Source organism: Microbacterium deferens, assembly GCF_045517775.1.
In the GTDB taxonomy this organism is placed as follows: domain Bacteria; phylum Actinomycetota; class Actinomycetes; order Actinomycetales; family Microbacteriaceae; genus Microbacterium.
In genome coordinates, this window is sequence record NZ_JBEUWT010000004.1 from 139,884 (window position 1) to 151,829 (window position 11,946).

The following is an 11,946-nucleotide window of genomic DNA, read 5'->3' on the forward strand; positions in this document are numbered from 1 at the left end:
GGCCCGGCTCACCCGATCGGCTTCTCCTCGATGCCCCACGGCGATCCGTAGCCCGCGGGTGCCGGCGCCGCCAGCAGGTCGAGGAACGGCCGGGCATCGAAAGCCTCCGGGCCGAGCACCCCGGTCCCCTCCCAGTCGCCGCGGGCGAGCAGTTCGAGGGCGATGACGGGATTGATCGCCGTCTGCCAGACCACGGCCTGCGATCCGTACTCGGCCATCGTCTGCTCGTTGTCGGCCACGTGGTACAGGTAGGTCGAGCGCGGCGCGCCGTCCTTCCCCGTGCCCCGCACCCAGACGCCCGCGCAGGTCTTCCCCGTCATGCGATCGCCCAGTGTCGCCGGATCGGGCAGCACCGCCGCGACCACGTCGCGGGGCGAGACCTCCACACCCTTCACCCGCACCGGCGAGGTCTTGTCGAGCCCGAGCTTGTGGAGCACCTTCAGCACCTCGATGAACTCGTCACCGAGGCCGTACTTGAACGTCACGCGCTTGGCCTTCGTCCACCGCGGCATGAGGAGCACCTCTTCGTGCTCCACGTTGACGCACTCCACCGGCCCGATGCCGTCGGGGAAGTCGAAGACCTCGGGCTCGCTGAACGGAGCGGTGGTGTACCAGCCGCGCCCCTCCTCGTAGACGACGGGCGGGTTCAGGCACTCCTCGATCGTCGTCCAGATCGAGAACGACGGCGCGAAGTCGTAGCCGGCGACCACGAGGCTTGCCCCGTCCCTGACGCCGAGCTCGTCGATCTCGTCGAACAGCTCGTCCTCGGCGTAGCGCGCGAACACGTCCGACAACCCCGGCTCGACGCCGATGCCCACCACCGCCAGCCTCCCCGCGGCCTCCCAGTCCGCGGCTTGCGCGAACTGCTCGTCGCCGAGCTTGACGCCGGTCAGCTCGTGAGGGTGATCAGGATGCGGCGTCGACAGGCTCATCGCCATGTCGAGGTAGACAGCGCCCGTGTCGAAGCATCCGGTGAAGATGGGCATGACGAATCGGGGATCGACGGCGTTGAGCACGTGGGTGGAGCCGTGCTCGCGCACGAGCGCGGCAACGGAATCCGCGCGGGACGCGTCGACCTGCGCGGCCGAGAGGCGCCCGTCGCCGAGCTCGTCGACGAGCGCCGTCGGACGCGCGGGGTCGTAGTCGGCGATCACGAGCGTGTCGAAGAACTCGCGCCGCACGGCGATGCGCGCGGCGGCCGACCCGACTCCCCCGGCTCCGATGATGAGGATGCGCATGCCGGCTCCGTTCACGACAGTCCGCCGTCGACGGATCGCGGATACGCGATGGGTTCGTCGGGGACGAGGACAGGGGTATCGCGGTTCAGGCTCTCGCCGCGGAAGAACGCCTTCGAGCGGGGGAACGCGAACCACACGAGCATCAGGACCACGCCGAACGCCAGCGAACCGACGCCGAGCACGAAGGTGCCGCCGATCCCGAGGAGCACCGTGTACCCGTAGTCGACGTCGTACATGTCGATCGCGGACTGCACGAACGCGTACCCGAGCATCAGCCCCCCGAGGAGGGGGAAGATACCGCGGAAGACGAGGTTGCGCGCCGACGTGAACAGGTCACGGCGGAAGTACCACACGCACGCGAAGCACGTGATGGCGTAGTAGAAGGCGATCGCGAGGCCGAGCGAGAGGATCGAGTCCTGGAGGATGTTGTCGCTGATCAGGCTCATGCCGACGTAGTAGAGGCTGGCGACGATCCCCATGACGAGGGTCGAGAAGGAGGGCGTCTTGAATCGGGGATGCACGGTCTGGAAGCGACGCGGCAGCGCCTTGTAGGCGGCCATCGCGAGCGTGCCGCGGGCGGTGGGAAGGATCGTGGTCTGCGTCGAGGAGACCGCCGAGATGAGCACGGCCACCACGAGGATCCACCCGAAGGGCCCGAAGAGGTCATCCTTCATCCCGAGGAAGACGTCATCGGCGTTGGCCTCGTTGCCCAAGCCCACGCCCGTCTCGCCGAGGCCCGCGTACATCATCGCCGCGACCGTCACCGCGACGTAGGTGAACAGCAGGATGACCGTCGTCAGCAGCGCCGCCCGGCCGGGGGTGCGCTTCGGGTCCTTCGTCTCCTCGTTGAGCGCGAGACAGGTGTCCCAGCCCCAGTAGATGAAGAGGGCCAGGAGCACCGCCTCGGTGAACCCCGACCAATCGGTGAAGCCGAGCGGGTTGAACCACGCCCAGTCGAACGGCGTCGGGTCGGGCGCGGTGCCGTCGAAGAACTTCCACAGCGCGGCGACGACGAAGAGGGCCAGCACGACGTACTGCACCCCGAGCAGCACGTTCTGGATGCGTTCGCCGAGCTCGACGCCGCGCCAGCTCACCCAGGTCATCGCGGCGATGAAGGCGACGCCGGTGGCGGTGACGAGCGGCACGCTTTCGGACAGCGAGCCGTCGCCGATGAGCGACCAGAAGTAGATGCCCGCGATCTGCGCGAGGTTGGCGAGCACGATCATCCCGGCAACAGCCACGCCCCAGCCGCCCATCCAGCCGATCCAGGGGCCGAACGCCTTGGTACCCCACGTGAACGTCGTGCCGCAATCGGGGGCGGCCCGGTTGAGCTCGCGATAGGCGTACGCGCTGAAGAGCATCGGGATGAAGGCGACGATGAAGGCGATGGGGGCCTGCGCGCCGACGGCCAGCACCATGAAGCCGAGGGTCGCCACGAGGGAGAACACCGGCGCCGTCGATGCGAGGCCGATCACCGTCGATCCCCACAGCCCGAGCGTGCCGGTCGCGAGTCCTTTGCCTTCGATCGGTCGCCCGTCGGTGGTCGTCATGGTGTGACCGTAGGGGCGGGGGCTCGTCGCGGTCAAGCATCGCCCCCATCCTCGAGCGCGCCCGCGAGCACCACGCGCCGAACGCGGCAGCCGGCGCGGTACTCCCACGCGCGCCCTCTCCCCGGCACCGCGAACGGGGGGAGGTCGCGATCGCCCGTGAGCAGGCGGACGTCGGCAGCACACGCTGCGTCGATGACGAGAGCATGGGCGTTGCGAATACCCGCCAGAAGACGCGGGTGTCCGAGCCAGACCTCCGGGTCTCCGACGACGACGACCCTGCCGCCCGGCTCGGGTGCGGCGACGTCGCCCGCACCGTCGACGTCGCGCACCCGTACGCCAGTGCGCTCCCACCGTTCCAGCACTCCCGCCGGCGGTCGTCTCACGACGTAGCCGGTCACACCGGGGCCCGGCTCCCACGCGGGAGAACCGGCATGGCCCGCCGGGCCGGCGTCGGCATCCGTCGTCGCGACCTGCACCTGCCGGCGACCCACCCAGCCCCGCCCAGGCGGACGATCCGGAAGGTAGTCCGCACCGTCACCTCCTGCCGCCACGTGCTCGGACCGTGAGGGCGTGCCCAGGACGAGTCGGCGGGAGAACAGGTCGGCGAGCCTGCCCGCCGCGCCGGTGAGACGCTGAGCCGCGACGAAGACGCGGATCCGAAGGTCGCCCGCGCCTCGGATCCACCGCTCGAGCTCCTCCGCGGCGACGCGCCCGTACTCGCCGGGAAGCCGCCCCGCGAGGGCGTCGACATCGTCGACGAAGACCGTGGTCCCCGGTGGCGGCGGCACTCCGGCGCCGAGCGTATCCCAGGCGGCCTCGGCGTCGGGCCCGACCCACAGACGCGACGACTCGGGCACCTGGGCCGCGAGCGTGCGGAGGGCCGTCGACTTGCCCGAGTGTGCGCCGCCGACGATCAGGAGGCTGCGATCGGCGATCGCGAGGGGTCCTTGCCGTTGGCGGTCGGGCTCATCGACGAGGCCGAGAATGACGGCCCCGTCGCCGGGCGGGCCGAGTCGGTCGAGCGGGATCGACGAGGGGAGGGCCGGGAGCCACGGACGCCGCGTCGCGTCGCCGCCCGCACCCGCGGCCGCGGCGATGTCGGTCGGATCCGTCACCGCGATCCGCACGCGCTCGGCCCGTGCGTCACCGGCACGACGGACGACGGCCATCCCGCGCCCACGCGCACCCCCGGGCAGCAGAGCCGCGTCATCGCTGCCGACCACCGCACGGCTGTCGTGCGCGTCGGATACACGGAGGCTGAGACGGAGCGGACAGTTCGCGAGAAGGTTCTCTCGCAGCACGCCGGGCGCGCGCTGGGTTCCGATCACGAGGTGCATCCCGAGGGCCCGACCGCGCGCGGCGAGGTCGGTGAACAGAGCCTCGAGCTCGGGATGACTCTCGCGCAGGGCGGCGAACTCGTCGATCACGACCACGAGGCGAGGAAGGTCGACCTCCGAGATGTCACGCACGCCCGCGCGCGCCAGCTCCGCTTCGCGATGGCGCAGCTCCGCCCTGAGGCTCTGGATCGCCCGACGCGCCACCGCCGCATCGAGATCGGTGATCACGCCGGTGACGTGCGGCAGGCGGGCGAGCGCATCGAACGCCGTGCCGCCCTTGAAATCCACGAGCAGGAACGACACGACGGAAGGCGCGTAGGCGGTGCACAGTGCCGTGATCCAGGTCACGAGCAGTTCGCTCTTTCCCGAACCGGTCATGCCCGTGACGATCGCGTGGGGTCCGTCGCCGACGATGTCGACCTCGGCGCGCCGCGCCCCGGCGATGCCGATCGGCACCGGCAACCCGTCGGGCCGGTCGCCGCGCCGCACGACGGCGAGGGAGGCGAGGGCGACCGCGGGGGCATCGGGGCCGTCGGCGTCGAGACTCGCGGCGCGCGAGGCCAGCGCGGCGGCGATGATCTCGGACTGCTGCACCGAGACCGCCTCCACCGTCACTCGCCGCGTCTCCCCGCCGGATTCGACCCGCGCCTCGGCGGCGTCGAGGAGGAAGACGACCGTCTCGCAGCGCGGCGGCAGAGCCTCGCCGGGCCGCGCGGACACGAGAACGAGGTCGGCCTCCGCGAGGGCCTCGCCCGCTCGACCGACGGTCAGGGCGACAGGAGCGGGCGTCTCCGCGTGCGGTAGCGCACGCATCCAGGATTCGGATGGTTCCACGACGGCCAGGCTCCCCGGCGGACGCGCGTGGGCCACCTGCAGCACGAGTGCCCGGATGACGGCGTCCGCGACCAGCCGGGGCCCGACCACGGCGATCCCCGTTCCGACACGGCTCACCACCGGTGCCCTCGCCACCGTCTGTGCTCGGCGTGTCAGCCCGGCATCGTCGTCACCGCCGCCGGTGATCCGCACCGCGCTCGGAACGTCACCGCTCCCGATGACGATCGTCGTCGCCCTGTCGGGAACCGCTCGCCACGTCTGCTCGGGATGCTCGAGATACCCCGCGACGTCGGGATGCTTCGCGCGCAGCACGATCCGCTCCCCCGCGTGACGCTCGTCGACCTCCACCCCGATGCGAGCCCGCACGACCGCCGCCTCCTCTTCGGCAGTCCGTCCGACACGACGGGCCGTTCGCGCGCCGTCCAGCACTGCGGCAACGGCGATCAGCGGGCCGAGCAGCGCGAACCAGAGCGCGAAGACCGACCCCGTGATGGCCCAGAAGCCGAGCGCCCCCACGATGGGGACGGACGAGGCGAGCCAGGGTATGCCCGGCCGCGGCGGAGTCGGCGGGGGTGCCGCGAGCACGAGCGGCGCGGAGTCGACCGCCGACCGATCGGTCAGCGCGGGGACGAAGCCGGAACTCATCCCCTCAGTTCAGCGGTCGCACACACCGATCGGGTGCGCCGGACGTCGGCTTGTGGAGGCCCGGAGGAATGAGGGGGCTGTGCAGGAGAGGTCAGTCGGACGGACGGGCGACGTCGAGCACGATGATCGTGACGTTGTCGCGTCCGCCGTTTTCGAGCGCCGCGTGCAGCATCGCCTGAACCGCGTCGGAGGGGTCGCGGTTCTCGTCGAGGAAGTGCCGGATGCCGTAATCGGTGAGCTCTTTGGTCAGCCCGTCGGAGCAGATGACGAACCGGTCGCCGTCGACGACGTCGAGTCGCACGTAATCGGGCTTGACGCTCTCGCTCGGCCCCACCGCTCGGGTGATCACGTTGCCGTACGGGTGGTTCTCGGCCTCTTCCGGGCTCAGCCGCCCGGAGGCCATGAGCTCCTGCACCACGGAATGGTCGGTGGTGACCTGGGTGATCTCGCCGTCGCGGAGCAGGTAGACGCGGGAGTCGCCGATGTTCAGCGTGACCCAGTGCGGCGGATTCTCCGTCGCATCCAGGAACACCCCGGTGAGGGTCGTGCCCGTTCCGTCGTCGGTGGTCTCGGGGTGGGAGATGATGTCTTTGACCGCGCGGCCGATGGCCTTCTCGATCGTCTTCGGCGAGACCCCGCCCGCCTCGACGACCCCGCGGAGGCGATCGATGGTGCTCGCGCTGGCGATCTCTCCCCCGATGTGACCGCCCATTCCGTCGGCGACCACGTAGAGCGGATAGCTGGCGAGGACGGCGTCCTGGTTGGCTTCCCGGCGACGGCCGGTATCGGTGACCTCGGCCCAGGAGAGTACGACCTCGCCGCCGGGTAGGGGCACGGTTCGAGTGCGGGTCGTCACCTCGGGCACGCCACATCCTTCGGTCGGTCGACTGCGGTGCCGAACCTCGCGTTCGGCGCTCGTTCAGTGTAGTGGACGGCGTGATCGCCGCCTCGGACGCTGGCCCCCTCGGATTCCGCGCGGCCGCCGATCACCCTGCCGCCGGATCTGCGATGAGCGGGAAGAGGGCGTCGATCGCGGCGACCTCGTCGGCCGACGGCTGCCACGCGGTCGCGGCCGCGGCGTTCGACCGCACCTGCTCGGGACTCGTGGCCCCGGCGATGACGCTCGAGACCGACGCCCGGGCGAGGAACCAGCCGAACGTCGCCTCGAGCATGGTGATCTCGCGCTCCTCGCAGAACGCGCGGTACGCGTCGAGGGCGTCCCAGGAAGCGTCACGCCACAGGTGCGGACGCGTCGTCATGATGCGGCTGGACTCCGGCCCGCCCTCGCGCGTGAACTTTCCGGTGAGCAGACCGTTGTGGAGGGGGAAGAACGGGAAGAACCCGAGGCCGAAGTGTTCCACCGCCGGAAGCACATCACGCTCCGCGGCTCGAACGAGCAGGCTGTACTGGTTCTGCGCCGAGATGAAACGGACGCCGCGGTCGGCCCGGAGCTCCGCCTCGGCGAGCTGCCAGCCCGTGAAGTTCGAGTGGCCGATGTAACGCACCTTCCCCTCCCGCACGAGGTCGGTCAGCACGTCGAGCGTCTCGTCGATGGGTGTGTGCGGATCCGGGGTGTGCACCTGGTAGAGGTCGATCCAGTCGGTCCTGAGCCGACGGAGGGATGCTTCGACGCTCCGACGCACGGCGATGCGGGAGGCCTTCGCACCACCGTTGACCGCGGGGGCGAAGTCGGCATGACCGAACTTCGTCGCCAGGATCACCTCATCGCGGCGGCCCTGGAGAGCCTCGCCCATGAGCGTCTCGGAGACACCGAACTGCTTGCCGTAGATATCGGCGGTATCGAGGAAGGTGACACCGCACTCGATGGCCGACTCCAGGACCGCGCGCGTTCCTTCGAGCGTCTCGGTGCGCGTGCCCTTGCGACCGAAGTTGTTGCAGCCGAGGCCGACCGCCGACACGAGCAGGCCGGATGCGCCCACGCGGCGCTGCGGAAGGGAGGAAGACATACCCCCACGCTAACCGCTGAATGGACGGAACCCCCCGCCACGGGGCGAGGGGTTCCGTTCATCGGCTCAGGGACGCGGCGGCTCGGGGGCCGTCGGCGGCTCGCCCGGGCCGCCCGGTGCGGCCGGACCGCCGGGAGCCGGCGGGGGCGGCGTCGACCCGCCCGGGGCGGGCGGGGTGTAGCCGGCGGGCGGCGGCGGGTACGAGCCCGGCGCCGCCGGGCCCGTGCCGGGGTAGCCGCCGGGGCCGGCCGCCGCAGCGCCGGGCTGAACGGGGATGCCCTGCCAGACCGTCTTGTCGGCGAGGAAGGTGTTCGCCCACGGCGACGGCGCGATGTTCGGGTTCCAGCGCGACGAGCCGAAGGCGAGGATGCCCAGCCAGATGAGCGCTCCGAGCCCCGGGATCAGGAAGAGCAGCAGGTAGTACCAGTCCTGGCCGAACTTGAGACCGACCCGCCAGGCGTACATGATCAGGACCGCGATCGCCACGATGCTGAAGATCCAACCGATGACGGGGATCTGGCTGAGCACAGCGGTGGCCACCGAGGCACCGAGCACGATCCACGGAGAGACGTCGCCGAGCTTGCCGAGCACCATCGTGTTGTAGACGGGCACCCAGGCCCGCCACTTGCCCTGCACGCCGGCTTTGTCGAACACCTTCATCAGGAAGAAGGCGGCGATCACATAGAAGATGAGGCTGAAGATGAGAATGATCGGGATCAAGATCAGAAGGAGCGCCAGGTAGGCGGCGCCTGAACCCGAGTAGTCGGAGTACATGGGGGTGCCTCTCGCGAAGACGTCTGGCGTGCTTCCACGCCGCGAGGCGACTGCCCCGCGGACACATGCTAGCGATCCTGAGTGTTTCCTGTCAGTAGGTGTCGCGCCAGCGGGGCGTGGCGCGGCTCACACGACCACCTCGGTCTCTCCGGCGACGCCGTCGCGCAACCGCCACCCGGCCGCGTCCGCCCACGCCAGGAGGGCCTTCGCCTGGGATATGCGGGGCCGCGTCTGGGCGAGGTCTCGCACGAGGGCGCCCTTGGCGTGCTTGTTGAAGTGGTTCAGCGCTCGGCCGACACCGCCCTCCCCCTCGGTGACCACGCGCACGTAGGTCGACCGGACGGCGTCGGGTATCGGGCCGAGCGCGGCATACGCCTCGGAACGCAGATCGAGGATGAACCCCGCGCCGGTCCGGGAGAGGGCGTCTTCGACCGTCGCAGCCCACACCCGTCGCAGCGGTGGCAGGCCCGGAAGCGTGGTGCCCGCCGCCAGCCGATACGCCGGGATGCGGTCCAGTGCACCGACCGGCCCGAACGGCGCGGACTGGATGAGGACGTGCGCGCCCAGCCACCGCCGGGCCGCGGGCTCAAGGGTCTGCGCCCCCAGCGCGTCGTAGAGGACGCCGGTGTAACGATCCACGGCGGCCATCGTCGGTGCATCCCGGATCGCCGCATTCGCAGCGATCTCATGGCGCTGTCGTGCGCTCAGTTTGAGCACGCGCGCAGCCTCATCCTCGTCGGACGACAGGTCGATGAGGGCCGCCACGACCGACTCGCGTGCGCCCCGCAGCTCGGGAAGGGCGAGCCCATCGAGATCGAGCGGGTGACCGCTGCCACCCGGATGCTTCGTCTCGGACGGCGGGAGGAGGATCAGCATCCGGTCCCTCTTTCTGCTGCGGGAACGACGACGGCCGGCCCCGAAGGACCGGCCGACGTCGAAGGGATCCGGGTCAGGAGATCAGTGCGGCGTTCCCGGCGACGATGGTGAGCTCGTCGTTCTCCATCGACAGGAAGCCGTCCTCCGCGCGAGCGAGGATCTTCGAACCGTCCGGACGGGTGATGCGCACCTGCCCCTCGGCGAGGATCGCGAGCACGGGCTCGTGCCCCGACATGAAACCGATCTCGCCCTCGACCGTCTTGGCGACGACGAGCGTCGCCTCACCGGTCCAGAGCTCGGCCTCGGCCGAGACCAGGCTCACCTTCAGCGGCATGTCAGCCGTTCTCCTTCTGGATCTGCGCCCACTTGGCCTCGACGTCGCCGATACCGCCGACGTTGAAGAAGGCCTGCTCGGCCACGTGGTCGAAGTCGCCCTTGACGATCGCGTCGAAAGACTCGATGGTCTCCTTGATCGGGACCGTCGAACCCTCGACACCGGTGAACTTCTTCGCCATGTAGGTGTTCTGCGAGAGGAACTGCTGGATGCGACGTGCGCGCGACACGACGATCTTGTCCTCTTCGGAGAGCTCGTCGACACCGAGGATCGCGATGATCTCCTGCAGTTCCTTGTTCTTCTGCAGGATCTGCTTCACGTTGGTGGCGACGCGGTAGTGGTCGTCTCCGATGTACCGCGGGTCGAGGATGCGGCTCGTCGACGTCAGCGGGTCGACGGCCGGGTACAGACCCTTCGACGCGATCTCACGCGAGAGCTCGGTCGTGGCGTCGAGGTGGGCGAACGTGGTCGCCGGAGCCGGGTCGGTGTAGTCGTCGGCGGGCACGTAGATCGCCTGGAGCGAGGTGATCGAGTGACCGCGGGTCGAGGTGATGCGCTCCTGGAGCACACCCATCTCGTCGGCGAGGTTCGGCTGGTATCCCACGGCGGAGGGCATGCGGCCCAGCAGCGTGGAGACCTCGGAGCCGGCCTGGGTGAAGCGGAAGATGTTGTCGATGAACAACAGCACGTCCTGCTTCTGCACGTCGCGGAAGTACTCGGCCATCGTGAGGGCCGACAGGGCGACGCGCAGGCGGGTTCCCGGCGGCTCGTCCATCTGGCCGAACACGAGCGCGGTCTTCTCGAAGACGCCCGCCTCTTCCATCTCGTGGATGAGGTCGTTGCCCTCGCGCGTGCGCTCACCGACACCGGCGAACACCGACACACCACCGTGGTCCTGCGCGACGCGCTGGATCATCTCCTGGATGAGGACGGTCTTGCCGACGCCGGCGCCGCCGAAGAGGCCGATCTTTCCGCCGAGCACGTAGGGCGTCAGGAGGTCGATGACCTTGATGCCGGTCTCGAACATCTGCGTCTTCGACTCGAGCTGGTCGAAGTTCGGCGCCTTGCGGTGGATGCCCCAGCGCTCGCTGACCTCGACGGTCTCGCCGGGCGCGCCGTTGAGCACATCGCCGGTCACGTTGAAGACCTTGCCCTTGGTGACGTCACCGACGGGAACCGTGATGGGGCCTCCGGTGTCGCGCACTTCCTGGCCGCGGACGAGACCGTCGGTGGGCTTCAGGGCGATGGCGCGCACCAGGTCGTCGCCGAGGTGCTGTGCGACCTCGAGCGTGATCTCGGTGGACTCGCCGTCGATCGTGATGGTGGTCTTCAGCGCGTTGTAGATGTCGGGGAGCGCATCGTGGGGGAACTCGATGTCGACGACCGGGCCGGTGACGCGCGCGACGCGCCCGACGACCGTGGTCTCGGCCTTCTCGGCGGTGAGGCTCATGGTTTCTTCTCTCCTTGTGAGGACTATTTGCCCGACGCCAGGGCGTCGGCGCCGCCGACGATCTCGGCGATCTGCTGCGTGATCTCGGCCTGGCGCGCGTTGTTGCGCAGGCGGGTGTAGTCGGTGATGAGCTTGTCGGCGTTGTCGCTGGCCGACTTCATCGCCTTCTGCGTCGCGGCGTGCTTCGCGGCCGACGACTGCAGCAGGGCATTGAAGACGCGGCTCTGGATGTAGACCGGCAGCAGGGCGTCGAGCACCGTCTCGGGGTCGGGCTCGAAGTCGTACAGCGGGTACAGCTCGCGGTCGGAGGCCTGGTCGTCGCCCTCCACCACCTCGAGCGGCAGCAGTCGGACCGACTCCGGTGACTGCGTCATCATGCTGACGAAGCGGTTGGAGACGAGGTGGATCTCGTCCACTCCCCCGTTGTCGCCGCCGCGCTCATAGGCGTCGATCAGCGTCGCGGAGATCTCCTCCGCGGTGCGGAAGTGCGGAGCATCCGTGTCGCCGGTCCACTCGGCCTCGCTGGCCATACGGCGGAACTGGAAGTACCCGACCGCCTTCCGACCGATGAGGTAGTACGCCACGTCCTTGCCCTGCGAGCGGAGCAGCGTCGCCAGCTCGAGACCCTCGCGGAGGATCTGCGAGTTGAACGCGCCGGCGAGACCGCGGTCGGAGGCGAAGATCACGACCGCCGAGCGGCGGATCTCCGCGCGCTCGGTGGTCAACGGGTGGTCGACCGTCGAGTGCGTCGCGACGGCCGAGACGGCACGCGTCACGGCTCGCGCGAACGGCGACGCCGCACGCACACGCGCCATCGCCTTCTGAATGCGCGAAGCCGCGATGAGCTCCATCGCCTTGGTGATCTTCTTGGTCGTCTGGGCAGAATTGATCTTCTGCTTGTAGACCCTGAGTTGTGCGCCCATGATTGCGTCTCCGTGCCG

10 protein-coding genes are annotated in these 11,946 nt (G+C 69.7%); all 10 read right to left on the bottom strand.

Annotation, left to right across the window (positions count from 1 at the left end):
- Positions 1 to 8 precede the first annotated feature (8 nt).
- The 10 genes from ABTU82_RS14435 to ABTU82_RS14480 all read right to left on the bottom strand — a co-directional run bounded on the left by ABTU82_RS14435 (position 9) and on the right by ABTU82_RS14480 (position 11,928).
- Positions 9 to 1,238: a saccharopine dehydrogenase family protein gene (locus ABTU82_RS14435; RefSeq protein WP_407173927.1), complete on the bottom strand. Its 1,230-nt coding sequence runs from the start codon at positions 1,236 to 1,238 to the stop codon at positions 9 to 11.
- A gap of 11 nt (positions 1,239 to 1,249) precedes the next feature.
- Positions 1,250 to 2,788, bottom strand: coding sequence for an APC family permease (locus ABTU82_RS14440; protein WP_407173928.1), 1,539 nt, complete (start codon positions 2,786 to 2,788; stop codon positions 1,250 to 1,252).
- A gap of 32 nt (positions 2,789 to 2,820) precedes the next feature.
- Complete coding sequence (locus ABTU82_RS14445; protein ID WP_407173929.1) at positions 2,821 to 5,604, bottom strand: FtsK/SpoIIIE domain-containing protein; 2,784 nt, start codon at positions 5,602 to 5,604, stop codon at positions 2,821 to 2,823.
- Between the two features lie 91 nt (positions 5,605 to 5,695).
- Positions 5,696 to 6,469, bottom strand: a complete 774-nt coding sequence (locus ABTU82_RS14450; protein ID WP_116647419.1) for a PP2C family protein-serine/threonine phosphatase — start codon at positions 6,467 to 6,469, stop codon at positions 5,696 to 5,698.
- A gap of 121 nt (positions 6,470 to 6,590) precedes the next feature.
- Positions 6,591 to 7,571 carry an aldo/keto reductase gene (locus ABTU82_RS14455; protein WP_407173930.1) on the bottom strand — a complete coding sequence of 327 codons (981 nt, stop codon included), beginning with the start codon at positions 7,569 to 7,571 and terminating at the stop codon, positions 6,591 to 6,593.
- Between the two features lie 66 nt (positions 7,572 to 7,637).
- The gene (locus ABTU82_RS14460) at positions 7,638 to 8,345 is read right to left on the bottom strand and encodes a large exoprotein (RefSeq protein WP_407173931.1); all 708 of its coding nucleotides are present in this window, start codon (positions 8,343 to 8,345) and stop codon (positions 7,638 to 7,640) included.
- A gap of 126 nt (positions 8,346 to 8,471) precedes the next feature.
- The gene (locus ABTU82_RS14465) at positions 8,472 to 9,221 is read right to left on the bottom strand and encodes a YaaA family protein (protein WP_407173932.1); all 750 of its coding nucleotides are present in this window, start codon (positions 9,219 to 9,221) and stop codon (positions 8,472 to 8,474) included.
- 73 nt (positions 9,222 to 9,294) lie between these two features.
- Positions 9,295 to 9,555: a F0F1 ATP synthase subunit epsilon gene (locus ABTU82_RS14470; RefSeq protein ID WP_116647423.1), complete on the bottom strand. Its 261-nt coding sequence runs from the start codon at positions 9,553 to 9,555 to the stop codon at positions 9,295 to 9,297.
- A gap of 1 nt (position 9,556) precedes the next feature.
- Entirely contained in the window at positions 9,557 to 11,005 is a 1,449-nt protein-coding gene (gene atpD, locus ABTU82_RS14475; protein WP_116647424.1) for a F0F1 ATP synthase subunit beta, read from the bottom strand.
- Between the two features lie 23 nt (positions 11,006 to 11,028).
- The gene (locus ABTU82_RS14480) at positions 11,029 to 11,928 is read right to left on the bottom strand and encodes a F0F1 ATP synthase subunit gamma (RefSeq protein ID WP_116647425.1); all 900 of its coding nucleotides are present in this window, start codon (positions 11,926 to 11,928) and stop codon (positions 11,029 to 11,031) included.
- Between the last annotated feature and the right edge of the window lie 18 nt (positions 11,929 to 11,946).

Bases quoted from the DNA above. Each gene is read 5' to 3' on its own strand.
- ABTU82_RS14435 (WP_407173927.1), bottom strand. From the start codon at position 1,238: ATGCGCATCCTCATCATCGGAGCCGGGGGAGTCGGGTCGGCCGCCGCG.
- ABTU82_RS14440 (WP_407173928.1), bottom strand. From the start codon at position 2,788: ATGACGACCACCGACGGGCGACCGATCGAAGGCAAAGGACTCGCGACC.
- ABTU82_RS14445 (WP_407173929.1), bottom strand. From the start codon at position 5,604: ATGAGTTCCGGCTTCGTCCCCGCGCTGACCGATCGGTCGGCGGTCGAC.
- ABTU82_RS14455 (WP_407173930.1), bottom strand. From the start codon at position 7,571: ATGTCTTCCTCCCTTCCGCAGCGCCGCGTGGGCGCATCCGGCCTGCTC.
- ABTU82_RS14460 (WP_407173931.1), bottom strand. From the start codon at position 8,345: ATGTACTCCGACTACTCGGGTTCAGGCGCCGCCTACCTGGCGCTCCTT.
- ABTU82_RS14465 (WP_407173932.1), bottom strand. From the start codon at position 9,221: ATGCTGATCCTCCTCCCGCCGTCCGAGACGAAGCATCCGGGTGGCAGC.
- ABTU82_RS14470 (WP_116647423.1), bottom strand. From the start codon at position 9,555: ATGCCGCTGAAGGTGAGCCTGGTCTCGGCCGAGGCCGAGCTCTGGACC.
- atpD (WP_116647424.1), bottom strand. From the start codon at position 11,005: ATGAGCCTCACCGCCGAGAAGGCCGAGACCACGGTCGTCGGGCGCGTC.
- ABTU82_RS14480 (WP_116647425.1), bottom strand. From the start codon at position 11,928: ATGGGCGCACAACTCAGGGTCTACAAGCAGAAGATCAATTCTGCCCAG.